The 808-nt window shown below is 66.6% G+C and carries 1 protein-coding gene and 1 pseudogene; both read right to left on the bottom strand.

Annotated features, from left to right (window positions below):
- Positions 1-113: GTP-binding protein (locus tag EOA27_RS38555; protein WP_281059532.1), on the bottom strand; the 113-nt coding region annotated here is incomplete at its 3' end.
- A 5-nt stretch (positions 114-118) separates the two neighbouring features.
- A pseudogene (locus EOA27_RS38550) lies at positions 119-808 on the bottom strand (D-alanyl-D-alanine carboxypeptidase); the annotation flags it as partial.

Here is an 808-nt window from a genome sequence, read left to right as displayed (position 1 = left end):
GCCGCCGTATCGGCAAGCGCCGGATCCTTGAGCAGCCGATTGAGCAGCGTCGTCTTGCCGGCGCCGAGAAAGCCGGTGAGAACGGAGACGGGGATGGGAAAGCCGCCCTTCATGATGGCTAGTTCGCCTTGGCGGGCTGGTCGCCTTGCGCCGCGGCGGCTGCCGTTCCGGTCGCCGCCGGCTCGGCGTCGGCCGGCGCCGGCCTGTCGGGCCGCCAGCTCGGCACCGGCACATCGGCATAGTTCTGATCGGCCTGGTCGACGAATGCCTTGGGCGCCGGTCCGGTTGCGCCCCCGAGGCCGACCGCGATCAGCGTCGGGTGGTCGAGCTTCACCTGATAGGGCGACTTGGGCTTATCCTTGGCAGCGACCTCGGGGGCCGCCTCGGATTGCTCTTCCTTCGGCTTCTTCTTGCAGATCTCGTCATGCATGTCGTTGGGCGACAGGGTGTCGCCATAGGGCTTGAGAGCGGCCAGCGTCGTCGAACTCTCCGCCGGCGTATCGAAACCCTGGTCGAGCAGCTTTGCGGCCGCCTCGGCGCGGCTGACAGCCGATTTCTCGCCAAGCACCACGGCGACCAGCGTGCGGCCGTTGCGCGTCGCCGAGCCGATCATGTTGAAGCCGGAAGAGCAGACGAAGCCGGTCTTCATGCCGTCGGCGCCGGGATAGCGGCCGATGAGCAGATTATAGTTCGGGAGCGCCTTCTTGCCGACGGCAAGGCCTTCGATTGAGAACCAGGGCGCATACTGTGGAAAATCATTGCGCAGCGCCGTCACCAGCACGGCGAGGTCGCGCGCTGTGGTGTATTG

It is taken from the genome of Mesorhizobium sp. M2A.F.Ca.ET.037.01.1.1, from assembly GCF_003998075.1.
In the GTDB taxonomy this organism is placed as follows: Bacteria; Pseudomonadota; Alphaproteobacteria; order Rhizobiales; family Rhizobiaceae; genus Mesorhizobium.
This window is presented reverse-complemented; position numbering and strand designations above follow the sequence as displayed.